At 56.6% G+C, this 26,544-nt stretch carries 25 protein-coding genes; 10 read left to right on the top strand and 15 right to left on the bottom strand.

Annotated features, from left to right (window positions below; translation table 11 throughout):
• Positions 1-51 precede the first annotated feature (51 nt).
• Positions 52-1,230 carry a transporter substrate-binding and LysM peptidoglycan-binding domain-containing protein gene (locus PQQ95_RS27935; protein WP_408443320.1) on the bottom strand — a complete coding sequence of 393 codons (1,179 nt, stop codon included), beginning with the start codon at positions 1,228-1,230 and terminating at the stop codon, positions 52-54.
• 46 nt (positions 1,231-1,276) lie between these two features.
• A complete protein-coding gene (locus PQQ95_RS27940) occupies positions 1,277-2,035 on the bottom strand; it encodes a hypothetical protein (RefSeq protein WP_408443323.1) in 759 nt (252 codons plus the stop codon).
• A gap of 533 nt (positions 2,036-2,568) precedes the next feature.
• On the opposite strand from PQQ95_RS27940, the gene PQQ95_RS27945 reads away from it, so the two are divergent.
• The gene (locus PQQ95_RS27945) at positions 2,569-4,332 is read left to right on the top strand and encodes a winged helix-turn-helix domain-containing tetratricopeptide repeat protein (protein ID WP_408443326.1); all 1,764 of its coding nucleotides are present in this window, start codon (positions 2,569-2,571) and stop codon (positions 4,330-4,332) included.
• Positions 4,333-4,398: 66 nt separating this feature from the next.
• Here PQQ95_RS27945 and PQQ95_RS27950 read toward each other — a convergent pair whose 3' ends face one another.
• On the bottom strand, positions 4,399-4,650 hold the full coding sequence (locus PQQ95_RS27950) for a hypothetical protein (RefSeq protein ID WP_408443328.1): 252 nt from the start codon (positions 4,648-4,650) through the stop codon (positions 4,399-4,401).
• Positions 4,651-4,885: 235 nt separating this feature from the next.
• Between PQQ95_RS27950 and PQQ95_RS27955 the strand changes: the two genes are divergently transcribed.
• Both PQQ95_RS27955 and PQQ95_RS27960 read left to right on the top strand, forming a co-directional pair.
• Complete coding sequence (locus PQQ95_RS27955; RefSeq protein ID WP_408443331.1) at positions 4,886-6,217, top strand: MFS transporter; 1,332 nt, start codon at positions 4,886-4,888, stop codon at positions 6,215-6,217.
• Between the two features lie 280 nt (positions 6,218-6,497).
• Positions 6,498-7,016: a hypothetical protein gene (locus tag PQQ95_RS27960; protein WP_408443334.1), complete on the top strand. Its 519-nt coding sequence runs from the start codon at positions 6,498-6,500 to the stop codon at positions 7,014-7,016.
• A 393-nt stretch (positions 7,017-7,409) separates the two neighbouring features.
• Here PQQ95_RS27960 and PQQ95_RS27965 read toward each other — a convergent pair whose 3' ends face one another.
• The 4 genes from PQQ95_RS27965 to PQQ95_RS27980 are packed head-to-tail and all read right to left on the bottom strand — an operon-like array spanning position 7,410 to position 9,163.
• Entirely contained in the window at positions 7,410-7,724 is a 315-nt protein-coding gene (locus tag PQQ95_RS27965) for a hypothetical protein (RefSeq protein ID WP_408443337.1), read from the bottom strand.
• Positions 7,721-8,449: an N-acetylmuramoyl-L-alanine amidase gene (locus PQQ95_RS27970; protein WP_408443339.1), complete on the bottom strand. Its 729-nt coding sequence runs from the start codon at positions 8,447-8,449 to the stop codon at positions 7,721-7,723. The genes PQQ95_RS27965 and PQQ95_RS27970 overlap by 4 nt, the downstream gene beginning before the upstream one ends.
• Positions 8,446-9,018: a PAAR domain-containing protein gene (locus PQQ95_RS27975; RefSeq protein ID WP_408443341.1), complete on the bottom strand. Its 573-nt coding sequence runs from the start codon at positions 9,016-9,018 to the stop codon at positions 8,446-8,448. Before PQQ95_RS27975 ends, PQQ95_RS27970 begins: the two co-directional genes overlap by 4 nt.
• On the bottom strand, positions 9,011-9,163 hold the full coding sequence (locus PQQ95_RS27980; RefSeq protein WP_408443342.1) for a hypothetical protein: 153 nt from the start codon (positions 9,161-9,163) through the stop codon (positions 9,011-9,013). Before PQQ95_RS27980 ends, PQQ95_RS27975 begins: the two co-directional genes overlap by 8 nt.
• A gap of 699 nt (positions 9,164-9,862) precedes the next feature.
• Between PQQ95_RS27980 and PQQ95_RS27985 the strand changes: the two genes are divergently transcribed.
• From PQQ95_RS27985 to PQQ95_RS28010, 6 genes are all read left to right on the top strand, one after another.
• A complete protein-coding gene (locus PQQ95_RS27985) occupies positions 9,863-11,053 on the top strand; it encodes a tyrosine-type recombinase/integrase (RefSeq protein ID WP_408443344.1) in 1,191 nt (396 codons plus the stop codon).
• Positions 11,054-11,851: 798 nt separating this feature from the next.
• Positions 11,852-13,705, top strand: coding sequence for a hypothetical protein (locus tag PQQ95_RS27990; protein WP_408443347.1), 1,854 nt, complete (start codon positions 11,852-11,854; stop codon positions 13,703-13,705).
• 65 nt (positions 13,706-13,770) lie between these two features.
• Positions 13,771-14,700: a response regulator gene (locus tag PQQ95_RS27995; RefSeq protein WP_408443350.1), complete on the top strand. Its 930-nt coding sequence runs from the start codon at positions 13,771-13,773 to the stop codon at positions 14,698-14,700.
• Between the two features lie 264 nt (positions 14,701-14,964).
• Positions 14,965-16,740, top strand: a complete 1,776-nt coding sequence (locus PQQ95_RS28000; protein WP_408443352.1) for a UvrD-helicase domain-containing protein — start codon at positions 14,965-14,967, stop codon at positions 16,738-16,740.
• 319 nt (positions 16,741-17,059) lie between these two features.
• Positions 17,060-17,578, top strand: a complete 519-nt coding sequence (locus tag PQQ95_RS28005) for a hypothetical protein (RefSeq protein ID WP_408443355.1) — start codon at positions 17,060-17,062, stop codon at positions 17,576-17,578.
• Positions 17,579-17,628: 50 nt separating this feature from the next.
• Positions 17,629-18,042, top strand: coding sequence for a hypothetical protein (locus tag PQQ95_RS28010; RefSeq protein ID WP_408443357.1), 414 nt, complete (start codon positions 17,629-17,631; stop codon positions 18,040-18,042).
• Positions 18,043-18,125: 83 nt separating this feature from the next.
• Here the strand turns inward: PQQ95_RS28010 and PQQ95_RS28015 are convergent, their stop codons facing one another.
• From PQQ95_RS28015 to PQQ95_RS28025, 3 genes are all read right to left on the bottom strand, one after another.
• Positions 18,126-18,317, bottom strand: a complete 192-nt coding sequence (locus PQQ95_RS28015; RefSeq protein WP_408443360.1) for a hypothetical protein — start codon at positions 18,315-18,317, stop codon at positions 18,126-18,128.
• A 401-nt stretch (positions 18,318-18,718) separates the two neighbouring features.
• Positions 18,719-19,477, bottom strand: coding sequence for a hypothetical protein (locus PQQ95_RS28020; RefSeq protein WP_408443361.1), 759 nt, complete (start codon positions 19,475-19,477; stop codon positions 18,719-18,721).
• 90 nt (positions 19,478-19,567) lie between these two features.
• Entirely contained in the window at positions 19,568-20,248 is a 681-nt protein-coding gene (locus tag PQQ95_RS28025) for a hypothetical protein (protein WP_408443363.1), read from the bottom strand.
• Positions 20,249-20,376: 128 nt separating this feature from the next.
• Between PQQ95_RS28025 and PQQ95_RS28030 the strand changes: the two genes are divergently transcribed.
• The gene (locus PQQ95_RS28030) at positions 20,377-20,628 is read left to right on the top strand and encodes a helix-turn-helix domain-containing protein (protein WP_408443365.1); all 252 of its coding nucleotides are present in this window, start codon (positions 20,377-20,379) and stop codon (positions 20,626-20,628) included.
• A gap of 47 nt (positions 20,629-20,675) precedes the next feature.
• On the opposite strand, the gene PQQ95_RS28035 is transcribed toward PQQ95_RS28030, so the two are convergent.
• The 5 genes from PQQ95_RS28035 to PQQ95_RS28055 all read right to left on the bottom strand — a co-directional run bounded on the left by PQQ95_RS28035 (position 20,676) and on the right by PQQ95_RS28055 (position 26,544).
• Positions 20,676-21,320, bottom strand: a complete 645-nt coding sequence (locus tag PQQ95_RS28035; RefSeq protein ID WP_408443368.1) for a hypothetical protein — start codon at positions 21,318-21,320, stop codon at positions 20,676-20,678.
• 20 nt (positions 21,321-21,340) lie between these two features.
• Positions 21,341-21,676: a hypothetical protein gene (locus PQQ95_RS28040; protein ID WP_408443371.1), complete on the bottom strand. Its 336-nt coding sequence runs from the start codon at positions 21,674-21,676 to the stop codon at positions 21,341-21,343.
• 877 nt (positions 21,677-22,553) lie between these two features.
• The gene (locus PQQ95_RS28045; RefSeq protein ID WP_408443373.1) at positions 22,554-23,414 is read right to left on the bottom strand and encodes a hypothetical protein; all 861 of its coding nucleotides are present in this window, start codon (positions 23,412-23,414) and stop codon (positions 22,554-22,556) included.
• 146 nt (positions 23,415-23,560) lie between these two features.
• On the bottom strand, positions 23,561-25,588 hold the full coding sequence (locus PQQ95_RS28050) for an ORC-CDC6 family AAA ATPase (RefSeq protein WP_408443375.1): 2,028 nt from the start codon (positions 25,586-25,588) through the stop codon (positions 23,561-23,563).
• Positions 25,585-26,544, bottom strand: a complete 960-nt coding sequence (locus PQQ95_RS28055; RefSeq protein WP_408443377.1) for a phosphoribosyltransferase-like protein — start codon at positions 26,542-26,544, stop codon at positions 25,585-25,587. Before PQQ95_RS28055 ends, PQQ95_RS28050 begins: the two co-directional genes overlap by 4 nt.

Genomic DNA, 26,544 nt, shown 5'->3' on the forward strand with positions numbered 1-26,544 from the left:
TGAGGGGATTTACGCAACGCGGGGTGAAATGGATGCAAAAAAACTACCGCATCAGCGCACCGGAATAATCAGGTGCTGACCGATCAGGATGAGGTTGGGGTTCGGCAGGTTGTTGCGCTTCTGCACGTCCACAAATCGTGCACCGCTTCCCAACTGGCTCGCGGCGATGGCATTGAGCGTGTCGCCCGAGCGGACCACGTAGGTCTTCTCGCCGCTTGTCGCAGCGGTGGTGAGCACCTGGTCGCTGATGAAATACTTGCGCAACAGGTCCAGATACGCCGGCGATTGCTTGACCTTCGCGATCGCGGAGTTCAGGTAAATCAGCAGCGCGCTGTCTTCCTTGCGTACGCCGATTTTGTACGCGAGGTTGGAGCCGTCCAGCTTCGTGACCGCGAACGTCAGGTCGGTGCCCTTGATCTCCGACACACCGAACGGATAGTCGTAGACGATGGCGTCGACCTGATGCTCGTCCAGAAAGTGCGACATCCACGACCGCTGCCCCTCGATGCTCGCATCCGATAGCTCGACGATTTTGCTATTCGGGAACGCTTTCTGGACAAACGCTTTCACGTCCGGATCGCCCTGCAGCACGCCGACCGTTTTGCCCGCCAGATCAGCGGCGGAGCGGATCGGCGAGCCCTTGGCGACGATCAGCGAATAACCGAAGTCCTCGACATAGGGAATCGAATAGACGACGCCGCTCGGCGTGTTGTCAGGAAACGTCAGGCCGTCCATGGCAACGTCGACGACCGCATTGCCCTGCTTGTCGGTTTTCGTCAGTTGATCGGGGACCGCCGGATAGGTGTCCACGCCGTGATGCGTGTCGACCGCGATGGTCGGATGGTCGCCCGAGGTGAACTCTTTCTGCGCGAACAGCAGATTGGCGAAGTCGACGTTGAAGCCTTGCGGCTTGCCATTGTCTTCTGCGTAAAACGGCCGCGAGGGATTCTCGACGCTGACGCGCACCACACCGTTGCTCAAGATCGACTTCAGCGTGTCCTTGTTGGGCACGAAGCCGTCAGGATTGCTCGGGGCCGGTGTTTTGTCGGCGCTGTTGGCGTTGCCGGTGTCTATTCCGTTCGCCCCGCCGTTCACCCCCCCGTTCGCCGCGACGGTGTCTTTATCGGCGCTCTGCCCGCTGTTAAGTGGATTTTTCAGGCCGCCCTCGTGGATATACCAACCGGCGGCCAGCAAGATCAGGAAAAGAACCGAACCCAGAATTTTCTTCATTATTTTTTGATCGAGTTGAGTAGTCGAGCAGTACGCGCCTGATTGATTATTTGGGTGCCGCGGGCGAGCCGAGTTGCTGAGCCGGCGCATTGATAGCGCCCAGCTCGGTAGCGGCCTTGGCCTGCTGCACTTCCGCACTTTCCATCAGCGACGTTTCCATTTCGGAAAATGCCTTGTTGACCGAGTTCATCACCGAGTCGAGCGCGGCGTCGGTTTTGATTTGCGCGAACGTATCGCTGGATTGCATGCCGGCAATCTTGTTCATGCGTTGTGCGGATTGCGACATATCCCACAGTGCTTTGGCTCGATCGATCGCGTCGGAGAATCGCTTGAGTTCGTCCTGCACCTGCTTATACCGGCCTTCGCGAAACGCCAGCAATTTTCTCATCGTCTCGAGTTGGGTCTCGAAACGCGCCGCGTCTTCGGGATACTGTTTTTTGAACTGCGCGGTTTTGTCTTCGAAGTTTTTTACTTCGGTGCGGAAGTCGGTGATGCTCTTCTTGAACCGCTCGGCCCCTTCCTGCTTTTCGGCCAGTTCGTTGTAGAGCGTCTCGATCGGGTTCGACTTCGCTTCGTTCACGAACATCTTGACCTTCTGGTTCGCGAACTTCATGGCGAGAACGGGACCGAAGTTGATCGCCGCAAGCCCGATCACCGCCGCGAGAATCAGGCCCACCAGGCCTTTCACCAGCAGGATGGCGAGCGGCGCGCCGATGGCGATACACAACCCGATAATCGACCACTTGATGACTTTGTATTTGGTGCTGCTTTTGGTCGTGTCAACGACCGAATTGCCGACTGACATGTAAATCCCCTTTTTGAAGCCTGTTTTACAAACTGGTCTTGCAAACTATTCGGGACATCGTTCTGGCTATGCGTTCGGTGCCTGTATTTTTTGGTCCAGACACGAAAACGCTGTATGACTTTACAGGCACTCAGACGACTCGGGAAGTGCCACCTATTTTTCTTCTTAATTCAGCGAATCATCAACGCGAATCGATCCCATTGGCAATGCCTGCAGGCGTCGAAATCAGGCATAAGTATTTCTGACAAAATATCGTCAAATTATTTTCTAATAGCTTTCAACGCGTATAGCCGCCGCGGGTGAATTCGTCCATTTGCGCGAGGAATGCGCGTCGATTATGTGAATGGCATACGTTCAGGTATTCACCACGCCAAGATTGACCTGCCAGCATACCGTCGCGGTCAGGGCAAGCGCATTAGCCAAACTGACTGATCGCGCCTGGATACGGAATGCGCCCATGCCCTCAGAGGCACGCCAGGTGACCTAATATAAAGTTCGAAGTGCCCCACGAGTTCGCCCCCACTGGAGAGCAGATGAAGACTCCCGGACTCGTCAGGTTCGCCGACTTCGAACTCGACGTCGACCGCTACCAGCTGCGCCGGGCCGGCCTGGAAGTGCGGCTCGAACACAAGCCGATGGAACTGCTCATCCTGCTCGCGACGCGCGAGGGAGAACTCGTCGCGCGCACGGAGATCGTGCGCGCTTTGTGGGGGGCGAATTCGTTTCGTGACACCGAGAATGGCCTGAACACCGTAGTGCGGAAAATCCGCGTCGCCCTGAACGAAGATCCGGCGAACCCGCAATACGTCAAGACAGTCAAGGGCAAAGGCTATCGGCTGGACGGGATCGAAGCGCCGTCGCCCGCCGAATCCCAGCCAGACCCAACGCCCACCGTTCGCGTGATCGTTCTGCCTTTTGCGAATATGACCGGCGACGCCGCGCAGGACAGCTTCTGCGATGCGTTGGCGGCTGAAACGTCCACAACGCTCGGCGCGCTCAAGCCGGGACGATTGATGGTTATCGCGAGGACCACCGCCGCCCGCTACCGCCGCACCGAAAAAAGCATTGCTGAGATTGCCCGCGAGCTCGCGGTGGATTATGTTCTCGAGGGCTCCTTGACCCAGGAAGGCCAACGCTTCCGGATCCTCGCCCAGTTGATTCGTTGCGCCGACCAGGTGCAGGTCTGGAGCCATGCGCACGAACCGACGTCGCGCGGCGCGCTCGATATCCAGAAGGAGATCGGCGCCGCATTGGTCGCCGAAGTGACACCGGCGCTCACTGAACAGCAGCAGACGATGCTGGCAAGACGGCTACCCATTGAACCGGCAGCACACGACGCCTACTTGCGTGGCCGGTACTTCTGGTACCGGCGCGTGCACTTCGATGCGGCTTTTTGTGCGCACCACGCCATCAGCGGCGAAGATTTCTTTCGAAGCCGGGCCTACTTCGAGAGTGCGGTCGAACTCGATCCGACCTATGCGCTCGGTTATGTCGGCCTGTCTAACTTTCATGGCTCGACGGTCGTACACGGTCTTTACCCACCCGAGCAAGGTTGGCCCCTCGCCCGCGTTGCAGCCGAACGCGCGTTGGAACTGGACCCCGGGCTGCCCGAGGCGCATCACGCACTGGCTGCGGTTTACTACTTCTACGACTGGGACTGGCGTAAAGCCGAAGCGGAATTTCTGGAAGCGTTGCGCCTGAACCCTAGCTATCCCGAGGCCCGCAGACTGTACGCGCGGCTTTTGCTGGCGATCGGACGTGAGCCGGAAGGACATGCGCAAATGAAGCGCGCCGAACAGATCGATCCACTCGCCTTCAAGGGCTCACGGGCTTTTGGTCTTGTGTTGTCGGGCCGTCACGATGAAGTGATGAAAGAGTATTTTTCCGGCGAGCGGAGCGAGCGCTCGCCGCTTATCTATCAGCTACTGGCCACGGCATTCGAGATAAAAGGTCTGTTCAAGGAAGCCATTGAAGCCACGACAGAAGCACTGGCCGCGTGCGGCGCGCACACCCGCGCCCACGCCATCCGCACGCAGTGGGATAGCGGTGGCCACGATGCGGTCTTGCGCTGGCTTCTGGACGATCTGCTCGTTCGGCACCGCACGGGTTACACGTCGCCGCTCCTGCTTGCCGAGGTCTACGCCAGACTCGCCAGACCACCCGAAATGTTCCATTGGCTCGAGACAGCGCTTGCCGAACGCTCGTCGCGTCTGTGCGAACTACGCACCAATCCCTGGTTCCAGCGCTACCTTTCGGCCGGGCAATTCAGAAGCGTGGTCAAGCGAGCCGGCTTCTGAACGCAATGGTTGATGTTGGGTGAACCCGGCGGTCCGGCGATCGCCAGGCAATGCCGGATTCGTCGTTCAGTTGCCTTTGAACAGATCGCGCATACGGGCGGCTTCACTGCTGTGCTCCGACTGGATCAGTTCGTTGTAGACCTGTTCGCGGCTTTTGCCGGTCGGCGATCCCATTTCGCTACTCGTCGACGGCGTACCGCCCACCGACGTGGCGGCCAGATCCTGGGACGACTGTGCTTGAGTTGAAGCGTCTTGCGCGTAAGCGCTGCCTACCGCAAAGACGATGGCGCCGGCGGCCACAATTCGAAGAGCTTTCATTTTGCTTTACTCCGGAAAGTTGAATCAGGAAAGGCCTCCACGGAGAGGCCAGGGGTGAGATTCCCTGAGCCGATGCGCCAGGAGCCTGAAGGGCGTTTTGATGCGAGACGCCTGATGACATGCTGCTTGCGTGCGATCGTTTCGCCCATGGAGGCTGAATGAAGAAATCCTTAATTTTCGCGGCGAGGTCTCGAGGCTCAACGGGTGATTTACGTGCGATTTCAAAGGACCGGCGATGACCGGCAGCACGCTCCCGATCCGCACCGAAACAGGACGCGACCGTCAGCGCTGGACGATCCTTGTGACCAGCACCGGGGGTGCACTGGAGACATTCGACGTCGTCATTTATGGTTTCTTCGCGCAAGAGATCGGCCGGGCGTTCTTTCCAGCCAGCGCGGGTCTGTCGACCGTGACTTTGTCGTTTGCGGTATTTGCGCTGGGTTTTCTGGCGAGACCGTTAGGCGGCATCTTCTTCGGCCATCTGGGTGACCGGTATGGCCGGCGCCGGGTCTTTGCGTGGTCGGCGATTATCGCGGCGGTCTCGACACTGCTCATTGCAATCTTGCCGTCGTACAGCACGTGGGGCGCGGCGGCGCCTTTTCTGTTGCTCGCGCTGAGGCTCACGCAAGGATTCTGTGTCGGCGGCGAACTACCGGGCGCGATCGTCTATGCGGTGGAAACGGCGCGTATGAAACCAGGCTTCTCGTGCGGCATTGTGTTCTTTGCGGTCAACATGGCGTTGCTGCTCGCGGCCGGTATCAACCTCGTGGAGCAACGGACGCTTACGCCGGAGCAGATCGACATGGTCGGATGGCGTATCGGCTTTCTCGCCGGAGGCGTTATTGGACTGCTTAGCTTCTTGTTGCGCCGAACGTTGCCGGAGACCGACGCCTACGCGCGGGCTGGTGTTGCACGTGAGCAAAAGCCGTTGTCCGTTCTGCTACGCGATTATCGCGGGCCTGTCGTCGTGGGCATGGTTGCGTCGATGCTGGTCGGGCTCAGCAACGGCCTGCTTGTTACGCATGCACCCGCGTGGCTGCGGCTGCTTCACTACGCGCCACAACGGATTGCCGTCGCTCAGACGCTGCATGTGGTGGCGCTCTCCCTATGCATGCTGCTGATTGCGCGAATAGGAGACGTACTGCCGCGGCGCTATGTGTTCCGGACCGGCGCCGTGCTATCCGCACTGTTCGCGCCGGTTTTTTATCTGACGCTGGCCCGTCATCAGGCCGATCTGCGGGTGGTCTTTTTGATGGCCGCGGTGGTCGCTGCGTTTGCGAACGGGACGTTTGCCTGCGTGATTGCGGAGTTATTTCCCGTCGGCGTGCGCTATAGCGGTGTCGCGTTGGCGATCAACCTAGGGCTGGCTACGTCAATGGGCGTGGCGCCGCTTGCCGCCAATTTGCTCATTGCGAAGACGGGCTGGATGGAAGCGCCGGCGGTTCTGCTTGCGTTGGGTGCGCTGCTCGCTTTTGCTGCTTCGTTTGGGATGACACGGAGTTGTGTCGGGGAGGAGACCGCGCAGTGCGATCAAACGGGCGATGCGGCGAGCGCGGTGATCAAATGACCTCGAGGTCGGCGACAGCAGGGACAAAGGCAGCGTACGGCAATCGATTGAAATGAGCGTTTCATATCCAATGCGTTTGACGTGCCGGCCTGGCTCGCTGGCGTGCGATGCCCTATCGCTCAGCATCAATCGCCGAAGCATGGTGAACACCACACTCAGTGCTAGCCAGAAGCGAAGGACTGACTAGAATGTGTGAATACAAGCGAAATTGCAAAGGCGGTCCATTCAGGCATAGCTGTCAGTAGCGTGACGTTTCAATTCCTTCATTGGAGGCATGGCCATGACCTGCCTGAGCGAAAGGATTGTCGGCGCAACATTCTTCATTCTGAGCGGATATGCGTTCGCGGGCAGCCTTGCCATCGACCCGCCCGAAGCAATGACAGTTGCGAATATCGCGCCTCTGCCCGAGACGGTTGTTCCGCCCATTCCGGAACCGCAACGCTATTTGCAGCGATATGAAATGGAATATCAGTCGGAGCAGGGAAAACCGTTTTACGCGCAAATCGAAAATTTCTATGGCGTGCAGGTGACCCACGACTTCCGATTTGGCGCCGGGAACGCCACACCACCTCCCGAGGCTGCACCGCAGCAAGCATCGAGTTATCTCAATCTGGGGCCGTCGACGGCGCCGCAACTCTCGATCGTCCAGTTGCCGAACACGACTTTAACGCTCGGCGCGCAACCGCAGCGGAAGCTGTCGTTGATCGTCAACGACTGGGTCTTTTCTGGAACGGCACGTGTCGCGGTTCTGCATTCACATGATACGGGCGCGACGCTTTCTGTTAGGCATGGGTTTTGAGCGGGGGTGCGGGTTAACACGAAGTCATCCGATCGCCAGTGCTGGCGGGGGCGATATGGTGGTTCGCCCGGCCATGATCATTAAGCGTAATCGAAACGGCTCGTGCGATGTCTCCTCTAGCTTCCTGGACAAGGGCCGAAAACGAACCTGAGTTCCGATTGTTCCGTACCATTAGGTCGGAGACCAATCATTTGCCCGTGGGCGAAGTTCGAGCGCATTGGGCTCAATACGCGTTGGCGCGCGAGGATATCCATATTTGCACCGCCGAAAATCGTTGGCGGGAGCAAGCACTGGCCGCTGCTGCGCGGCTGGTTGAACGCTACAAGTGGGCTGTCAAGCGCGCCACCCGATGATGGAAGCATGGGCGGCGCATGAAGCCAAGATCGTGCGATTCTACAAATAGCCAGGGATTCCTCTTTTACATTTCTCCAGCGCTTGGGTACTGTTCCCCGTAATGCCGAACCGATACTTGCAATAGTCGGCAAAACCGGCGCGATCAGCAACGCGCAATTGGTCGATTGGTATGTCATCACCCTCGTTGGCAAACGGGTCGTGAAACTCCATTTGCAACGTTGGATACCGTTTGACAAAGAAAGTCGTCTGCACATCGTCGTCAAGATACGACTTAACATAGCCCGTATACATGACCGCTGTAATGGCGGCGCAGCCACCCAAAATTACCCCTAGCCACTTTCTCGCTCCTTTCATGGCGCGCTTAGTCCTGTCAATTTCCGAAGCTCGTTGACGAGCGATAGGCCGACGTTACCAGGACAAATCTTGCCCTCTCCTAGTTGCCCAGGAAATTCACGATGACCACCAAGCGTGTTTATGTAAAAGAACTCCCGCAGAATGTCGATAAACTTATTGATGGATTGCTTTTGCTTATCGGGAACCTGGGGACGGCTGCTCAAACCTACTGAGTCTAGAAATTTTCGAAACCTGGCAACGCCGTCGTCCCCCTCTTCGGAGTCCGTTAGGTTTTCCAGTAGCACAATACCAATCACGCCCGTGTTGTAGTTATGTACATTCTCTCCCTTGAACCGAATATCTCGGCCCTCAAAAATATTGCCGTAACAATCGAGGGCGTAGTGATATCCGATATCGTCACTCGGCGCAACGCTTTTGCCCATCTGCATGTCCTGAATTTCTTGCAGTTGAAGAGCGGCGGGACCGCATGAAAAACTTCGCCCCGCGTGGTGAATGGCAATCTTGCTGTAGTCCCAATCATTAGTCATTCGCGCCGAACGATTTTTGTGCGCGGCCCAATCCGAACGTTCTATAAGATTCATCCCCTCTTGACGGGCACGATTGATAATTGCCTGCCGCGTCGCCGCACGATCATTCACAGAAATAGAGACCGTCTCCTGTTTTTCACCGTCCAACAGGGTTTGTGTCGAAGTCCAGTGCTCGATTTTGTAGTCTGCCAAAATCACGCCTCCTGCCGAGGTTTCAGGCCGCGCCTAGGTGAAGAGAAAAGAATGTGAATGTTGACCGGCTGTTCGCCGTCTGTCCTGATCGTTGCATAGCCTTGTCCATCCGTCTTTCCGGGCAGCATTTCGCCGCCTACCTCAGCTACAAAGGCACGATTGGGCATAGGATTACCCGTCGTCGTGTCCCAGACGAAGATGCGGCGCGCAAACTGTGGTTCGTCAGGAGACAGCAGAGCAGACGTGCGAGCGCTTGTGACAACTGTCTGCGTGCTAATGGCTGTACCCGCGCCGCCATCGGTGTTGAGAAAAATCCCCGGATTGCTGCCGACAATTACCCTGTTCTTCTTGCACGGGCACAGCACCAGATCGCCGTCGACAACAACCTCCCGTCCTTTTTCCGATATGCCCTTGCCGGTGCCAAATATCTTGAACGTTCCCTTGCAGTTTCCACATGTCGCCTCATCACCGCTCAGTGCGACCTTCTTGCCATCGTCGTGAATGGTGGACGAATACGCCATCACAAAGCCACGCGTCGTTGTCGGGTCGCCATGCCGTACCGCCGCCTTACGCATGGATGTTTCCTCTGTCGGTGGCGGCGTTCAGAGGTAGCGTATAGGCCGGATCAAACAGGCCGGGAGTCCGTTCACCGTCGCGACCAGTACGCGAATCCAGGGTAACGAAAAGGTAGGTGGTTTCATTGCTATGCTTTGCCGGCATGTTTAAGTCTCCTATATGAACGAACGCCGCGCCTGGTACGAATGCGTCTCGCAAGAGAGTAACCGCCGCGCTTCTGATGTTTCGTCAAAATTCGTCAAAAGTTAACTCATGCCAATGAGTCGCGCTGTTGGTCTGTTCATGTCTCAAACAAAAAACCGACCCTTGCGAGGTCGGTTTTCATGCCGGTCCTTCCCGGCTGTCAAAAGGCGAAGCGGCGCCGTGGTAGATCTCCGCCGTCCTTTTTTCGGGCGGAAGATTCAGCCAGTGAGGTTATTCATTTGCCACGGTCGGAAACATGGTTTCAGGGGGCGGGTAGATTACTGGCCGTGGGTCTTCGTCGAGCCGTCTGCCGGTTGCCAGTTCGCAACCCTCGCAACTTCCTCGATGTGTGGCGAACGCACGACGGACGGATAGAGCAACGCGGAAGCCGCCGCCGAATACGCTAACTGTTACCCGATGACGGGCTGAAAAAGCAAAACCCCCGCTGAACTTTCGTTCAGCGGGGGTTTTTAAATTTGGCGGAAAGGGTGTCCGTCTATATCGAATCTGCCAGTGTTCGCTAAAACTCACAAGACTCTCCACGAACCCTTGCCCACACTGAGATTGATGGCAACGCGTGTTCTCTTGAACGCATGTGAACACTTGCGAACTTCGCTATAATCAGACTTTTATTTGATAGTCGATTTGTAAGTTAACGCGATGCCAAGAGCCGCTAATAGACTGAGCCCACTGACGGTCACGAGGACTACCAAGCCGGGGCTATATGCCGATGGTGGTGGCCTATATCTGCAAATCACTTCCGCCGGAGTCAAATCGTGGCTCTTCCGTTACATGCGCGCGGGCAAAGCTCGCGGCATGGGTCTTGGCCCAACGCACACGATCGGACTGGCCGACGCACGGGCACGTGCACTGGACTGCCGCCGTCAGTTGTTGGACGGTATTGATCCGATTGATTCACGAAAAGCCGAGCGCGCCGACCAGCGGATTGAGCAGGCGGCGGGCATTACGTTCAAGCAATGCGCGGAGAAGTACATCGAAGCACACCGGGCCGGGTGGAAGAATGTCAAGCATGCCGACCAGTGGACAAATACGCTGACGACCTATGCCGACCCTGTCTTTAATTCACAGCCCGTCTCAGCTATTGACACTACGCTGGTCATGAAGGTGCTGGAGCCGATCTGGGCGACAAAGACCGAGACGGCATCCCGTCTTCGTGGCCGAATCGAGTCTGTGCTCGACTGGGCAACGGTACGCGGCTACCGCACCGGCGAAAATCCGGCACGACTCAAGGGCCATCTAGATACTCTCCTCCCGAAACGCTCTCGCGTCCAGAAGGTTGTGCATCACCCAGCACTGCCATACGCCGACCTCGCTGCGTTCATAAAAACATTGCGATCGCAGGAAGGGGTTGCCGCTCGTGCGCTCGAATTTCTCATCCTGACGGCCACCAGAACAAATGAAGTGATCGGTGCCACATGGCCGGAGTTCAATCTGGACGAAGGCGTCTGGACCATCCCCGCCGAGCGCATGAAGATGAGCAAAGAACATCGGGTGCCGCTATCCACGCGAGCAATCTCGCTTGTCAAGGCGCAGCACGACGTGAAGCGGGGAGATTACGTGTTCCCGGGGGCGCGTGACAAAAAACCGCTGTCCAACATGGCGATGTTGCAACTGCTAGAGCGCATGAAGCGAGCGGATATTACCGTGCATGGCTTTCGGTCCACATTTCGAGACTGGGCGGGCGAGACGACGCACTACCCGCGCGAAGTGTGCGAGGCCGCTCTCGCTCACGGCATCAAGGACAAGGCCGAAGCGGCATACGCGCGTGGCGATCTGTTCGTGAAACGCGCGGCACTGATGCAAGAGTGGGATAACTACTGCGACGGCTAATAGCCGGGTTGTTTGCCCCACGGTCGCTGCCGGAATCTTGTGGCGCGCTGGCCCCTGATGAACATACGCGAAGCTACGAAGATTGACAGGGATATGTTCTCACATTAGGATTTCGCCACTAGGTCCGAAGTAAGGGCATCACCAAAGCGTTGCGATACGGAGCCGTAAGCCGAATCGGAACCGGTGGATCGCGATTACCGGCAGGACTTAGACCGGAGTAGTACCCGAATCGGAGTCGTTTTCCGCTTAGGGACCGGCAGTTGAACGCCCGTCACAATGGTGAGCGGGGTTTGCCTGTATCTGTTCACGCGCTTTCCAGGCGCACCACACGCTGGCAATCCTGCTGCGCGTGTGTGACAGATTGGGTAAGCCCTTCTGCGTCTGGATGTTGCGCATCGATTCATGCCAACCTGATTCCAGCACGCAAATGAACTCACGGAAAACCCCTCCCGCACCATCGGTCTTAGCGACCGCTCTGTCTGGTCGCCCAGCGGTTGCCGCTGTTTCGCCGCCTCCGAATGTGGCCGCTTGCCACGACCACGTTGAATCTGGCGGTGACTCGCGCCCGCGCTCATGTGCGCCGTACGCGCCTATCGCTTCGCATTCCGCTACTACGCCCCCTGTCGATCCTATTCTTCTTGCGCATGAAGTCCGCGCCAAGCTCCGGGTCGGCAACACAACTTTGCACAAACTGTTGAAGTCGGGGCAACTCGAAGCTCCGTTCCGCGTGACTGCCCGCATCCGCGCCTGGCGTCAGTCGACGATTGACGCATTCATCGCGTCGAAGGAGGCTAAATAATGACGCAACCGCAACAACCGTTGCCGACGCCGACCAATGCGCCGACCGACAACAGTACGACCTCGACAACCATACCCGTCGATCATGTGTCGACGGCAACGGGTGCCGGATCGAACACGACCGACCACGTCCTCGAGCCCAAGGCCGCCGTCGCGAACGACATCCTCGATGAGCGCGTCATCGCTAACCGGCCGGTCGACCCCGTCGAAAACCAGCAGGTAGATGATAGACCCCAAGCCCCGCACTGCGAGCACGGCGGCAAATTTGCCATGGACGAGCAGGCTGCCCCCAGCCCCATGTCGCAACACGACCAGCCGCACATGATCGCAGTCGTCGCAACGGCATACGACCCTGATGGCTGCAATCCGCATTGCGTCATCGAGTTCAATCACCCGCGCGGCCAACGCGTGCAGCGTCTGTTGCCTGTGTCGGCGTTCGAGTCGGAGAAGCACCTCCGCAAGGCGTTAATCAAGCTCGGCGTGCCGGTAGCCACTGCCCGCGTTGCCGCCGCCGATTTGACGATGGAGCAACCCTTTACCTATGCTATGCGGGATGTTCCGTACGGCTGGTCACAAGGTTGCGATCGCGGTGCCATGTACCGCTTCGGCGATATGGCCTACACCGCTTCCGGTCCCATTCCTGTTTACGCGGATGGCCCTGTGCCCGTCCGCGCACAGGATGGCGACCTCGGTGGGCTGAAGGATGCATTGGCATCGGATGCTTCGCCCGAGAACGTCTTGCTGTTCGCGGTGCACTACCTTGGGCCGCTGGTTCAACTGTTCGGCCAGCGTCCATTCGTGATCGTCGTTTCTGGCGTGTCCAACGAAGTCGCTGTACGTCTGGGTAAACTCGCCGGATCGGCGTTCGGCACTGCGCCCGCAACGCCGATGGTGCGCGCGAGCAGCCATGACGGATCACTTGTTCAACTGATAAGTATCAGCTCGCGGGCCGAGGCGTTCTCGGTCGCGCGCAGTCTTGTTGCAGCGAAATCCGATCGCAAAGCCGTGCGGGTGCCGTCGCCAGTCACGCTGCTCTTGACGGCCGAAGCCGAAAACCCAAAAAATCTTGCGTCTCCGCAACCGCCTACCGGTTGCATCGAGATTCCGTTCGATGCCTGGGTCAAGGCTGCGGCAGGAAAGCCGAGACCGCCGAATGAGATTACCTCTCCGACGGGTGAATCCAATGCTTCGTCAATGCTGGGAACTGAGCCCGCACAGCCAGACACATCGCTCGGTGCGCGTGCGACGGATTTCGGGGCGGTCGCGGCCACGTCATACCTCGAAGCTGTTGTGTGCAGCCGCGACGCAGTTATCCGCCAAAGCGACAAGAAGATACCGAATTTTGTTAATCGCTCTCTGGAACGAATGAAGGTCAAACGCGACGATGCGAATGTCCAAGCTGCGACTACCTTCGCGTTGTTGCACTTTGCGCTTACGTGCGGGCAGAACCTCAAAACCCTGCCGTGGACAAGTGACGTGTGCCACGAGGTCATGGACAAGTGCGTGGCGTGCTGGGCTGAACGCCATCGCACGCGGGACGGAGCCTTCGAACGTTGCGTGCTCGATGCTGTAAAGAGTCTGACGGCGACTGGCATGTCAGCTCAAAACAGAACCGCGTTCGGCCGTGAAGTGACGCTTTACACGTACGGCGGGCGTGAACTGGTCCTGATCGAGTCTTCTAAGTTCGAGGCATCCATTGTCGCCGGGCGCAACAAGTCGCGCGTGATCGATGTGTTGCGCAAGCGCAGGTTGCTTGTGACGAACGGTGATGGTGCGCAGTTCCAGAAGCGAGTCGACGGCGGTAGTCGCCAATGGTTTTACGCTTTCGACGCATCGGTCGTCCAAACGCTCTAAGCGCCGACGCGGGTGGTTTAACGGCCACTCGCCTTTCCTTGACCAACTACATGACCGGAAAGCGGATGGCGCTGCTGTTGTTGACGTTCGTCACCCAGCGCCTTCCGAGCCGGATTCCGATGAAACTACCCCAACGAAAATCGCCCGCTACGATACCCGTCGAAGTGCGCCGCGTGCTGGACTTGATATTAAGCAGCGTCATGGCATTCGATCGCCTGACGTGCTGGATCGATCATCCTGCGCCCGATATCCCCATCGCCCAAATCAAACCGCACTGTGCGGACCTGAAAGTCCTCAACTGCCGCTCGTCGCAGTTCCATCCGGTATGGCAGACGCAGGTCCAGATTCTGCAACCGGGCCGTCAAGCGTTAATCGAACTCCAACGTGCAGTCGGGGCACGGTACCGTGTCCGCTTAAGCTACGCAGAACCGGCGCTTGACTCACTGGTGAATGATCGAAACGCGGCTGAAACGATTCGTCTTTTCATGCTGAAGCATCTTCGCGTGCCGTACATGCGCCATGCCGTCCGGTTCGAGCAGGCCACCGCGTACTTTGCCCGGCGTGCGTCAACTGACGGCAAAAAGACCGCCCGTAACCTGGTGTTGTATGCCGACGGGACAAGCAAGTTGTGGCCGCTCCGCGAACTCAAATCGCCATGCTGCCACATTGAATATCGGTTGCAGGGAGTCGATACCCTTGCTGAGTATGGACTCTTGAGCCTGACCGACTGCATTCGCTTCGATCATCAGGCGTTCTGGACGGAGAATCTTCGGCTGTTCCGTTTACCGTCGCACGTCCAACTCGGCCGCTGGATCAACCCTAAGACTGGTGACGTGACAGATACGGCACTGGCAAACCGCGCAAAACGGTTCTTCGCTCGGTACTCCCACGGCGACGCCTTCGTGCTGCAAGACTGCTGGCGTGAAACGCCGCGTATCGCCCACGTGTTGACACCTGTCGACAACAAGTTGTTTTTCGCGAATGTGACGTCGTGACATGTGACGGGGGAGGACTCGGACCCAATGATATATATCCCGAATGTTTTCCTCCTCATCCCCTTCAACACCTGATCCTTAAATGCATTTCCGATCGACATGTATAGCGTTTCCTGCATATTCGAACCTGCTCACGAGACCATTTTGGGTACGAAAATTCACAACCTGTTGCTCCTCAAGCAGCTCCTCAGCTCAGGCGAGCCCATGCTTGTCACGCTGTCACATGTCACGTGCAAATGAATTCAGTCAACTGATTACTCGAACATGAGCACAAAAAATACCCAACCTTCTCCACTCCGGCTGACTGCTGAGCAACTGGCGATCATCAATACGACGGAATCGCGCGTACTGGTGGAAGCTTGTCCCGGAAGCAGCAAGACCTACACTCTTTGCGCGCATACCCGTCGTTCCATTGATCGCGGAACGCAGCCACAGCATATTCTCACGTTGAGCTTTTCGAATGCTGCCGTAGATGTTCTGACCCAGCGCCTTCCTGCTGGCGTCAAGGCGCAGACGTTCCATGCGTTTGGCCTTGATGTCGTCCGCAGGACAGTTGCGAAGGGTTCCGCCATGCCCGCGCTGCTCACGCCGAAGCGCAGCGCAGAGTTGTTGCTGAAGGCATTGAAAGCGAGCCCCGATGCATGCCGTTCTGTGCATAAGAAGACGGGCATTGCGCTGAAAATGCGCGTGGAATGCGCGCGGCTCGCGGCGTTCTTCAAACAGTGCAACGGAAGTGACGAAGTGGCGGCGCGTCTGGCGCGGGATGATGCGCCGGACTTCGCAGCCTATGTCGACGTGCTGGCAGAGCTGCGCGTCGTGCGCATCGCCTATGACAAGCTGGTTAAGCGCGCTGGCTGCATCGACTATCCGGCCATGCTGCGCCGTGCGTGCTCGATGATCGATACGGTCGCGCTGCCGTTCACTCATCTGCTGGTGGACGAAGCACAGGATATGAACGCTGAGCAGGCACGGCTTCTCGCGGCGCTTGCCCGGCGGGTTCCGCACATTATGGTGTTTGGCGACGCGAACCAGGCCGTGTTCGGCTTTGCTGGCGGAAAGATGCACGACATGCGCAAAGTGCTTGGTGACGTTGTGACAATGAGACTAACGCGCTCGTTCCGGCTCACTCACGAGAATGTGGCGCTTGCCAATGCCGTACTGGGTGGAAGTGAGCGCGGTATGCGGGGGGATCGTCACGGTGTCACGCCGTCACTGGTGCATTGTGCTTCGGCAGTCGATCAGGAAGACGCCGTTGTTCGGCGCGTTAAGGAGTTGATAACGAGCGGTGTACCGGCAAATCATATTGCAATTCTGGGGCGCACGAAAGCGCAGGTGCGTCTTGTTGAGCAGGCGCTACTTGCGGTCGGTTACGAGACCGAGTCGGGATTTAGTCCACGGTTGCCGGAACACGTCGACAGGACGCTTGACGTGTTGGCGCTGGTGCAGACTTGCATTGCCACTGCAAAGGCTGGCCGCAAGCCGAAACGGGCCTCGAGAGCTAACCGTCTCGGCGAGATCGTTGGCAAGACCGTCAAGCGTAAGGCTCTGGACGACTGTTTGCGGCTTCTTGTGAAAGCGGCGCGCATCCCGTCCTTCGAGGGCCGCTATCTCATGGCGTCGCGCATCTATCTCCGTCTGGCGAAAGCAGCAGGCGATATTCCGGAAAATCTGGCTGCGGAACTCGGCCGCTGGCAGGCGACGAGCCGCCGGTTTACGACAGTGCGGCCGCTGCGTGCTCATATCCTGAATCTTCGCGAGCAGACGCCGGTTGTCACGTCAACTATCCACGGCGCGAAGGGCAGCGAATGGGCTCATGTGCTGGTACTTGGCGTGACGGAAGGCTCAATTCCCTTTTACCGCGAGATCAACAAAGACGAAGTGGACGAAGAGCGCCGGGTGTTTTACGTGGCAGTGACGCGCGCCCGCGAACAACTGCACCTCTTCCACGCGCCGTTCCATCATGCGCCGTCACGGCAGAGCTTTGCCCAGCCGTCACAGTTTCTGACGAGGAAGGTTTTGGAAGCGCTCTCGCATGAGTAGTTGTATCGCTGATCGCCGTGGCAGCTTCCGCCGTCGCCATGCGCCGTAGTCTATCGAGACTCGTTCGTCCCGTAGTAGCCCGCGCACCCATTGAGTGATCGCAGCAATCAACCCACTTGGGACCAGTCGCCAATCGTAGATGCGACCTCCCCGACCCGTTTTCGGGTTTCCTCGACTCTTTCTCGCGATACGACTCGTATGGATATCGAGCTGATTTGCTAAAATAGACGCCACTAGCCGCGAACCGAAGAAATCACTAGAAACAGTGATTGCGAGTCGATGATGGTTCGATTGCAAAGTCAACAACATTAAAAACCAGATGGATTCGGTGATGGCGATAAAAATATTCCATTGCAACAAGGCCTATGGTGAGGACTGGCTGGCGGATATCACTAAAGAAAACGGCATGCACTACAGGATAATTCTTGCGATCGTGGAGGCAATAAAGCAAAGCGATGGCGGTGAAATTTCAAAACAATCGATATATACATTCGACCCTGAGATTGAAGAATACGTCACGCGTCGTCGGTTCAAGATTTTTCCGGCCGGTGGTCAAGCATTGACAGGTAACGGTGAGGGAATTTTCCATGCTAAATTCGCCTCCTCAAAAAGCGTAGCCGTTCTCTGGTGGAAACTGCACCGGGTAATCCATGTAACTTTCGACGATCACGCGCCGGTGAAGTATCATCGAGCCATTTTTACATTTCATCGACTAAGGGTGGGTAAGTACATCTATCCGCTTCGCGCCAGAAGTAGTCGGAAGTTGATGGAGCTTCTAAAGAGTAAGCAACGTTTTAGTTATCGAGGCATCGATCTAAAAAGACGTCACCACTTCTAAGCGGACGATTATATTTATCAAATGTTGACCGTGATAACCGGAGATATTTAGTGAAGTACAATGAAAAATTCTTCAAAACCACTAAGTTCGCAGAGGCGCAAAGCTGGGTCTTCGCCGCATTAGGAGGCGCTTCTTTGGCATTCTTTTTTGCAATGCTCTCAGCCAGCGATCAAATGCTTCACGCGACCAGTGTCAAGTTTTTCGCGGAGCCCCTTTTTTGCATCAGCCTAATATCCAGCTCGACATTTGCTTTCATAATAAAAATTTCCGGTGACGATGCCGAGTTGATTCATCGATTAAATTGTTCCAGTTTTTTTGGCTGGATTCCTGTTATTGCCATATGGAGCTTCCTATTCGGCACGTTAGCAGTCTTGTGCGCATTTTCAATCGCCTTGGCAATACCAGCTATCGCATCACTTGCATTCTCGTATTTCGCGTTTGTAACGGCAATAAAAAAAGGTTGAGCTGACACTGTTGAAGACCCGTCTTGACCTCTGGTGGCCGGTGGATTTTGTGCGGAACCGCTGCAATCATTTGGTGGCCTGCGCTAAAGAATGCGCAGGTTGCGGATGCGCCCGATCCCCGGCGAACGCTGCCGGATGAGATCGGCGATGAACTCAGGCAGTAAAGCGCGCGGGATGTTCGCAGGAACGTCTGTGACCAACTGCGATGGGACCTGCGCAATGAAATTGTCTGGCCCGCTCGCGAGGCTATGCTCGTAGGAAACGCGGTATTCCATGGCTGCCTCGTATCTGGTCTTCGCTGCTATCGAGCTTCGGGGCAATGGTGGCCCCGACACTGCGAGCATTATCGCATCCGGCCAATGCGCGCCTGACAATACGCCGGGGGGCCAGCGGGTAGAATCGCACCTCTATGAATGAAGGAGATATCGTGGGGAAATTCATGACGGCGGTATTGTTGAGCACTTTGGTTGCTGCTGGGTCTTTTGCCCCGAGTGCGGTCGAAGCGCACCCGCGTGTCGTGTGCAAACGCGTCTGGTATCGCGGACACCTGGTTCGCCGCTGCCGACACGTGCCCCCGCCGTATCACCATCACCGCCGACCGTCCGCTCATCGCCCGGACTACGTTTAAACAGTCGGGCGGCCAAATACGAATGCACGTTCCGCAAACCTCGCAATACTAGCGGGCTCCGTCAGTGGGCGTTAACGGCCTGCCGTTTTCCGTCAGGGTCTTGCCGTCGTAGCCGTACTTCATATGCCTCCTTGCGGCGCGCTTCTGTTCGAGTGTCGGTTCGGATGGCCCCGCGAAGCCGGGCATGGTGACGACAAGCGCACCGGATTCGATTGAGACCTTGACCAGATCGGAGCAGGAGCCAAACTCCGGGCCGACGGTGTAGCTGCCGTCCGAAACGATCATCCACCGGTACATCGCGGGACACCCTGTTCCACCATTGTTCTGAACCAGCACTGCGCGGCGGTTCTTCAGCGCGACTTGCGCCACGAAGCTCAGCGAGTTGTTGCCTTCGGCGCCCGGGTTCACCGGCTTGTCGTCAAGCATGAGCACGTTATCGGCACTCACCGAGAGCTTGCCGAATGGCGTCGCCATGCTTCCATCGGCTGACACGTCGGCCTTCATGACGGAGCCGACTGGCGCGCCGCTCTCGTCTACGTCCGCTGCGTCGGCATCTGTGCTGCCGCTCTGAGCGTTCGCGCCCGTTTCAGACGCGACCGGCGCTGACAACTCCGCAGCAGATGACGGCGAGGATGCCGACGAACTGGCCGATCCCTCTATCACACTGGCAGTCGCTGAGGCCGGGGCGGCCCGCTGCGCAATGTCATCAGTTACAGCCGGTTTCGAGCACGCCGCGAGAATCAACGGCAGCGCAGCGACGAGATAGGGAAAGCCAACGACGGTTTGACGCTTATGTGTCTGTTTCATTTCCTGTTGTGAATGGCGAATTCGCGAGTTGCTATAGGGGCGGTGGGTTGCCCGCCCTGTGCAGCACGGCGGACAACGAGACCCGGCCACTCACCATTTCGGACGGGCGCACGGCGTTCCGCGCTGGAGGCAACCGTTGTAGTAGTCCGAGATTGCTTTGCCCCTGCCTGGGTCGGTGATGTTGTCTTCGTAGATGTCCTGCAACATGGAGGCAACGTATGCCTGGGCGAGGACCGGCAGACCGCCGACAACCGTCATCTGCTGTTCTTCGGTCAAGCCCTTGTTGCGACAGCGAATGATCCGCTCTGCCGAATTGAACTTTGAGTCCTTCAGGTCAGGGCACATGTCGATGACCTTCCTTGCCGCGTCGATCTGCTGTTGTGCCTGCTGCTGATCGCGCTGCTGCATGGCTTCGTATTTCTGTTTGTCCTGCGCGTCCAGCGGGCAGTTGGCGTTGCACGGCGGATGCTGCTTCAGATAGTCGATTCGTTGCTGCTGGGCTTGCTGCGCCTGCTGCTGGGCGGTGTCCTGCTGCGGCACCAGATTTTTCGCTTCGGTGATCGCATACTGGGCGGTGTGAATGGCGCCAAAAATCTGACTAAGTTGCGCATGGGCGGCAATCGGTACAAGGGCCGTCAGAACAACGGCTGAAATTCGCGAAATATTCATGGTTTCTGGTCTCCGTGTCGGATGGAAAATAGGTCGAAAGTGGAAGTGAAGATGTCGGGCATCCGAGTAAGCCATTGGCGGTGTCAGTGCTGCGTTCGTCATTGAAATGCTCGGCTATCCGAATTGGGGGGCGGCGCTGTCCGCGACTTCACACCATCCGCACGAAACTCGTGGAGTTATGTGATGTAAAAGCCGTAGATGCGAACGCATCATATCGTAATGATCGGGGCATGTCCGCACCGCTCAAAGGCCCCGACCCAAAAGCCAAACTCGTCTCACTTCGGGACGTGCTGGCTTACAACGTCCGCGCCACTCGGGTCGAGAAGTCGCTGTCTCAGGAGAAGCTTGGCTTTACTGCTGGGCTAGACCGTACGTTCGTCAGCCAGGTTGAGCGTGCACGTATAAACGTGTCGGTCGATAACATAGAGCGGTTGGCCGCTGCCCTAGAGGTCGATCCTGCGCGATTGCTCGAGCGCCCCTGAGCGTTACCGACGCGTGCGGAAGGCGGAGACGCAGATCGTTGCAGTAACTACGGCGGCTTGTCAGGTTCATCCATTTCAATCGAAACCGCGCCATTCAGTACGACCGGGAACGTGCCGCTGGCCGTGGTGTATCTGGCGTAGCGGGACATTTCTCCCGGCTTGCGCATGCTGTAATCGAGCCGCGCGTTGCACGTCGCCATTGCTGCCGGTGGCCCCTCGGCCGGGTCGAGAATCAGCAGCGTGCGCGCTTCGAACTGGCGCGCGTGCTGCACACCTTCAACCCCGATCGCCAGTACGGCGTGGTTCTGCGAATCGCCAACTTCACGCACACTACAGATCACCAGCCGTCCTTTTGCCAGTTCGCGCATGACGAATGCGACGGCTTCCCGGTGCGAGCCCTGTTCAAGCAGCTTCACGCGCAAGCCGCGGTCGAGTTCGGCAATGAACGCAGCCAGTTCCCGGAACGTCATGCCCTGCGCGAAGACTTCAGCCGTCTTGCGCCAGAGTGTGGCTTCGGGGCGTCGTCGCCGTGTAGCAATCTTGGACGGATCGGCAATGAGGCCGACAATCTGCAACAGCATGGCCACACAATGCAGGGCGCATAGCGAATCGAGCGCGGACTGCTGCGAGTGAACGGCAAACTTCGAACGGGTTGCACCGAGATGCGCGCCGGGGCGGACGAGGGAATGCAATCGCTGGACCACAAACATCCCTAGTACTCGCTTGCGAGGAGCACTGTTGTGCTCGCGCGATCCGCTTCCGTGATGACGTAGATTTTTTCTGCGCCGACCTCGTATACGCTGAGAATTCGCCCTCCCGCAACGATCGCCCCGGCATTGGCGGCGCGGTCCTCGGCGCACAGCACGCCCCCGTCTCCGCACTGATGCCCGACAAGTAGCTGGAAAGGAAACACTCCCGCGCGTTGCAGCACGTCGAGCGCGCCGGGCGTCGCGACGATGCGCCCGAGATGGAAAAGCGGCGTGAGATTTGTTCTGTTCATGATTAGGTATCCTGATTTATCAAGGCGAACGTTCAAGGCGAGCGTCATCCCCGGATGGATATCCGGTGCAATGTCCAACGGTGGAAAGAAGCGAAACGCGAGGTCACTGCGCAGCGTTTCAGGCGTGAGAGGGTGCGGCGAGCGTGATCTGCAAGGTGCGTCGATGCGCGGGGCTCAGGTGAGACAGAAAATCACCCCAAGCAACGGCGAGATCGGCGTTCAGGAAGCGGAATTTGCCCAAAGACGGGCGGAAAGTCCGCGAAAACGCCGGTCTGCGAAAAAAATGTAACACAAATTGACCGCGTGGTCGCAAAAATGGCACCGAAACGCCCTTATCGGTAAATTGTACCGAGCATGGCCGTATCCGATGGCGTGCCCGGGTTCATTCCCTGCCAGAAATCCGCTCCGGACCCGTTTCCCGGCCCGCTGAGGGCTTCGCGCCACCCGCCAATGCATCGGGATGGTCGCGCCCGGCCAGCCGCGCTAAGGGCCGCATACGGCAGATGAAAGCTTTGTAATGCATGCTGCATCGCAGCATACGACGTTTTTGGAGCTGTCCAATGGCCGAAACGGTGAATTTTGTCCATTTTTTGAGCACTCGAGGCTCTTTCAGGTGCCTGGCAGTCCGAATTATGAACGGACCTCTGGAAGCAAGCCTGCGAGCGCTCCCGTCCACACAAATCCGGGAAGCGAATGCAAATAATAGTGGTGTTGTGCGAGGGGAACTGTCTATCCGTCACTACGGAAAACGACGTATATCTGACGGCTCCGAATGGATTCGGCATTACTAGACCTTCAGCCCATCGGCCAACACGTGCGCATGCCGCACCGAGGCACGCGCACCTTGCGCCCGTTGTCTCGGTCTATGAGCACATGAACGCCTTAGGTGAAAATCAATCCGGACTCGTTTCCTGTGGTTCGCGCGCTAGATTGCATACAAGTTCACGCCGTTGTGTTTCACCAAGTAACCGTATATCTCCGGCACATCTGACAACATTCGGATGCCGGACGAGTACTGTGGGTTGTACTCAGTCGGTTGTGCGTACCAAAGTGCGGCATTGTTGCAGGCCAATGAATACAGCCCTAAAGCGAGAGAATGTGTTTTCGGCCCAAAGGGATATAAATTTGCTGCAGTCTTTCCGTTATTCGTTTGTTCCAGAATTACATCGAAAGCGTAGGAAACGTCGCGCCCGTCGACCCGTATGGGGTCGGGTATTAGTCGAGCATCGTCATTGAAAATCGCCTGCAGCGAATCCCAGTTCCGACGATAGTTCTGAATCGACGTGGGAAACGGAAAAACGACCTGTTTGGGCACGTCAGTGGCAAGAGTCTCTGCCGCTTGCGAGAGATCGAAAGGAAGATACCCAACGCTAATGATCAAAACCCCGGGTGTTATCTCAAGCGGCGCTTTGGGTCCGCGACTACCCGGTAATTCAGTCAGGGCATTGGTCCGTCCCGCCAAGTCGGCAGAAGCGTATCGCAATGGAATTGTATAGGTGACTATCAACTCCGTGACGCGTTCGTTGAGGATCAAGGTCTTGAGGATCAAAAACAGGAACTTTTTCGGCATACAACTCATGTCCACTAAGACCTTACCGCTACATGCAAGCGCGAAATCGAGGAGCCGTTCGCGCAAAAATTCCAAGCCCTGCTCAAAGGTAACGTCGACGAAATCTGGTTCCTGCGCTAATCCACCGTCAATCAGAACTCTTGAATGCTCCTTGATTAGGTCAATGCATGCTTCATGAAAGTCCGTCTCCCCCTCGTTCGTTACCCTCAAAAGCATTCTGCTTTGCGTAAGCCGATTCGCGAAATGCTGAAGCACCCCTGCGTGCCGATCTTCGAACGATACGCAGCCCACGTAGTCCCAACCGTTCTCGTTATCCAAGCGGTGAAGTACTTTGTGCAGCAATCCCCATGGTCGCTTCATGTTCAGAATAGGTTTAATTGATCATTTGTATTCGTTGTATCCGCGACTGAAATCAGAGACAACTTCTGTTGCGTGCCGCCGAGGAGCGTGGTCAACTCTTCCGCAGTCAGATAGATCGGCTCCTTGGTATGAACATGCGGTATGCGAAAATAAGGAGACAAGATCGGCGCAAGGTACCATTTCCGTCGTGGCTTTTGATCTTTTAACTTTGTCGTATGCGGCAAAACGACCAAGTCACCAAAATCGCTTGAGAAGGCCAGAAGCTTCTTCAGGTCAGCGTGATCTTCCAAGTCTTCAAGGGTGAGTGAAATCCCGTTCTTCCCGGGATTGGACATCGCACGATCGCCGATCAGTGTCCGCCTGAAATGCGCCCCCAACGTTGAAACCAAGCGGAATCTTTCATCTCCTCTCATGCCTCGAGGAATCTGTTTTTCCGCCCACGACCGACTGGCGTCGTAGATTCCAGTGGCTTGGGTGTCGAAGTCGATTAGTATAGGCCCTTGCCGTTGGAGAGAGCGTGCGTCTGAGCGAATCGCGACCTGCCAGATGTGACGACAAATTGAAATGAAGACAAGTGCGTTGTAACCGCTAAGTTCGAGCACATCATCGGCTCCGCCCCACATTAACCGCTGATTCATGCGCCCTGCAAGATGCAATAGGGCCAATTCTTTACGCTCCTTGACCCACCAAGTCCGTTGTCTCCAAACCTGCCGTTCGATGCGCTCGGCCAGCAGTGCCGCGGCGAGATTCCTTTGAGCACGTTGTCGAACCCAAGCAGTCGCGAGTTGGGCGTCCAGTGGGTCGGTCTGAGCTATTTTCTCAATGGCGGCCGCGACTTCCGCGGGAAGGTCGGAGGCGTCAATCGCGTATTTATCTTCGGTGCCGACGGGCCGGGCTTTACCTGACAGGTATCGACGCGCAAGCTCCTCACGCGGTGGGGAGTCGCTCAGCACGTCCCTCAATGCTGTTTTGCTATCTTTGAGCGCATACGCCGCCCGGTGCAACCGCCGTGCGAAAATATCCTGAGCAAGCTCCGGAAAAAGCCATCCACGGCGATTTTCTTTCCTACGCAGCATTTCCTCTAGTGAGATTACAGAATAATCTCTGTTTTGCTCTAGCTTTGAAGACGTGCCGTAGATTGCTGGTTGACGCTCCCACGCATAGTCCCGGGTTCCGAGACGATATCCCATCCGGGGATCGCGCATGCCGAGAGCCTTGTTGATGATTTGCCGGTAGCTGTCCCCCAGACCGTGTTCTCGTTCCAAGCTGTAAAGCTCTTCGAGTTGATCGACGCGGATAAATACCTTTGTATCAGGCGATAAAACGCCGGAGCGCCTCAATTCCGCGGCCATAGCAGCGATTGGCTCTCCAACAGATGTCTTCGAGGATAGAAAGTCCGGGCTCAGTTGATCAATATTGAAATTGAAGTATGATCGATATTCGAGCAATCTTCTTTCTATTTTTTTTATCAAATTCTCGAAGTCTTGAGTGCCTTCAAGATAATGAAACCAGCAATCACTTCCGGAGATCGATGCGGCGAAGGCATTCAATCTATCCAAATCAAGACTAAGTCCAATCTCCTTCCTTAGCGGTTCAAGGTCGTTTGCCAAGAAGACCCTGATTGATTTAAGAAGATCGAGGCATACAAAATAATTGAAAAAATCGGCAAACAGTAGCACGAGGTCGTCGAAAGGAATGCCCTGCCTCGAATTCCGAGCGAGTCTGTTTGTGAAGTCGTGAGCTCCGGCCCGTGTCAGATTGATTCCGCCTGAAATGAACTTAGCATCGTCACCTCCGACGGGGAACTGCTCACCGTGGCGAAAGTATGCTACGCGCGTCTCGGGCTTAAGAAGTGTCAGGAGCATGCTCTTTCCGCTCCCGGGCGTTCCCTTTACGACCACGTTACCGAGGTCGAAAAATCCGACCGCATTGCTGACTAGCGCATCGCTGAAATATTCAACGAACGCATCGGGCTCAATTTGTTCCGTTGCCAAGGCACTCGAAAATGGATTCTTAGGTGCTTCGCTCACGCGACGGCCCTCCGGCTGGATCGAGGGAAAAGGGGCATCCAATCTCCGGTATCTGAGTGCAGAAACTTTAGGCTATTGTTCGGACAATTGGTGGCCATCACGAACATATAGCCTTGGCTTTTCTCGAATCCATAGGGGGAAGTATCGTTCGTCGCTGCGCTATAAGATTCGGTCAACTCTCTAGCTCGGAGCGTGGAAGTCTCATCCGTCGTCAGCTTCTTTCGCGTTACACGACAGCTATCCGGTAAAACCAAGATTGGCTTATAGGTCACATGCGAAAAACCAGCGACTAGTTTTTTGATTCTCGTATCGCCACGCTCCCCGATGACCAATGGCATGACAAGAATTGGGATATTGAATGTTGTTGCGGCAAATTCGATTGCCTTGCTACATTGCTTGCCTGAGCCGACAAAATCTTCAACAAGGACGATTCCGGAAAAATTCTCCTCCGCAACGTAACTGGTTAGCTTCGCTATGTCAGCGAACTCCGTGAGAGAACGCCAATCAGGAAAATAATCAGGTGTTGAAATATGATTAAGATGGCGAAACAGGCTAATCCGCAAACTGTCGGTCACCGGACAGACCCAAGCTCGAGAGAGAAATTCGGATAATTTATTTTGAAATTCGATATCACCGTACTTCAAATCCAAGGTGTCGATAGCCCATTCATTTACGTGATGCTCGTACGAGACCCGTTGTAGCTCCAATAGCTCCCAAGCGCCTAAGAACACTATATCGTCAACAGACTGAAACGCGTCCCATTGTTTTGCACTCGGAAAATTGGCGAGCCAGGCGTCCAGGCGTGATTGAAAATTTTTAGCCTGACCCACACGGACGACGGCGAGTGGCTCGTACCCGTTGAAAAGCTTTGTCTCGTATAACGCATACTTCGCCTCCAAGCGGGAACACTCTGCCTGAAGGTCATCCAACTCACGCCACGATTCAACGATTTGCAT

It is taken from the genome of Paraburkholderia caffeinilytica (genome assembly GCF_046030355.1).
GTDB lineage: Bacteria > Pseudomonadota > Gammaproteobacteria > Burkholderiales > Burkholderiaceae > Paraburkholderia > Paraburkholderia caffeinilytica_B.

Bases quoted from the DNA above. Each gene is read 5' to 3' on its own strand.
- PQQ95_RS27990 (WP_408443347.1), top strand. From the start codon at position 11,852: ATGACGCAACCGCAACAACCGTTGCCGACGCCGACCAATGCGCCGACC.
- PQQ95_RS27975 (WP_408443341.1), bottom strand. From the start codon at position 9,018: ATGCGTAAGGCGGCGGTACGGCATGGCGACCCGACAACGACGCGTGGC.
- PQQ95_RS27950 (WP_408443328.1), bottom strand. From the start codon at position 4,650: ATGAAAGCTCTTCGAATTGTGGCCGCCGGCGCCATCGTCTTTGCGGTA.
- PQQ95_RS28020 (WP_408443361.1), bottom strand. From the start codon at position 19,477: ATGAAACAGACACATAAGCGTCAAACCGTCGTTGGCTTTCCCTATCTC.
- PQQ95_RS28015 (WP_408443360.1), bottom strand. From the start codon at position 18,317: ATGGAATACCGCGTTTCCTACGAGCATAGCCTCGCGAGCGGGCCAGAC.
- PQQ95_RS28030 (WP_408443365.1), top strand. From the start codon at position 20,377: ATGTCCGCACCGCTCAAAGGCCCCGACCCAAAAGCCAAACTCGTCTCA.
- PQQ95_RS28040 (WP_408443371.1), bottom strand. From the start codon at position 21,676: ATGACGCTCGCCTTGAACGTTCGCCTTGATAAATCAGGATACCTAATC.
- PQQ95_RS27945 (WP_408443326.1), top strand. From the start codon at position 2,569: ATGAAGACTCCCGGACTCGTCAGGTTCGCCGACTTCGAACTCGACGTC.
- PQQ95_RS27980 (WP_408443342.1), bottom strand. From the start codon at position 9,163: ATGCCGGCAAAGCATAGCAATGAAACCACCTACCTTTTCGTTACCCTG.
- PQQ95_RS27955 (WP_408443331.1), top strand. From the start codon at position 4,886: ATGACCGGCAGCACGCTCCCGATCCGCACCGAAACAGGACGCGACCGT.
- PQQ95_RS27985 (WP_408443344.1), top strand. From the start codon at position 9,863: ATGCCAAGAGCCGCTAATAGACTGAGCCCACTGACGGTCACGAGGACT.
- PQQ95_RS28055 (WP_408443377.1), bottom strand. From the start codon at position 26,544: ATGCAAATCGTTGAATCGTGGCGTGAGTTGGATGACCTTCAGGCAGAG.
- PQQ95_RS27940 (WP_408443323.1), bottom strand. From the start codon at position 2,035: ATGTCAGTCGGCAATTCGGTCGTTGACACGACCAAAAGCAGCACCAAA.
- PQQ95_RS28000 (WP_408443352.1), top strand. From the start codon at position 14,965: ATGAGCACAAAAAATACCCAACCTTCTCCACTCCGGCTGACTGCTGAG.
- PQQ95_RS27960 (WP_408443334.1), top strand. From the start codon at position 6,498: ATGACCTGCCTGAGCGAAAGGATTGTCGGCGCAACATTCTTCATTCTG.
- PQQ95_RS28025 (WP_408443363.1), bottom strand. From the start codon at position 20,248: ATGACGAACGCAGCACTGACACCGCCAATGGCTTACTCGGATGCCCGA.
- PQQ95_RS28045 (WP_408443373.1), bottom strand. From the start codon at position 23,414: ATGCTTTTGAGGGTAACGAACGAGGGGGAGACGGACTTTCATGAAGCA.
- PQQ95_RS28005 (WP_408443355.1), top strand. From the start codon at position 17,060: ATGGATTCGGTGATGGCGATAAAAATATTCCATTGCAACAAGGCCTAT.
- PQQ95_RS27965 (WP_408443337.1), bottom strand. From the start codon at position 7,724: ATGAAAGGAGCGAGAAAGTGGCTAGGGGTAATTTTGGGTGGCTGCGCC.
- PQQ95_RS27995 (WP_408443350.1), top strand. From the start codon at position 13,771: ATGGCGCTGCTGTTGTTGACGTTCGTCACCCAGCGCCTTCCGAGCCGG.
- PQQ95_RS27935 (WP_408443320.1), bottom strand. From the start codon at position 1,230: ATGAAGAAAATTCTGGGTTCGGTTCTTTTCCTGATCTTGCTGGCCGCC.